This is a genomic window from Pseudoalteromonas sp. S1612 (assembly GCF_005887175.1).
In the GTDB taxonomy this organism is placed as follows: domain Bacteria; phylum Pseudomonadota; class Gammaproteobacteria; order Enterobacterales; family Alteromonadaceae; genus Pseudoalteromonas; species Pseudoalteromonas undina.
In genome coordinates this window covers 1-227 of sequence record NZ_PNDH01000112.1, presented here as the reverse complement: position 1 = coordinate 227, position 227 = coordinate 1, and the positions used below count along the sequence as shown (strand labels likewise).

At 44.1% G+C, this 227-nt stretch carries 1 pseudogene; it reads right to left on the bottom strand.

From position 1 onward, the window contains the following. Positions 1–214 (bottom strand): annotated as a pseudogene (locus CWB78_RS18320) (cytochrome ubiquinol oxidase subunit I); the annotation flags it as partial. Between the last annotated feature and the right edge of the window lie 13 nt (positions 215–227).

The following is a 227-nucleotide window of genomic DNA, read 5'->3' as shown; positions in this document are numbered from 1 at the left end:
AAATAATCCCAAGCACAAACATCGACGCCCCAACATAACCTGCAGACACTGTATGAATACACGTAACATGCGCTACAGGGTTAAATTCTAGCTCTGCAAAACTACTCATTTCCCTACGCATGGTTTGATAGTTAAACTCTGCCCCGACTGTGTTTTGCATCCACGCATTAGCGACTAAAATCCATAGCGCAGACATATTAGTGCCCAGCGCCATTCAAAATGTTACC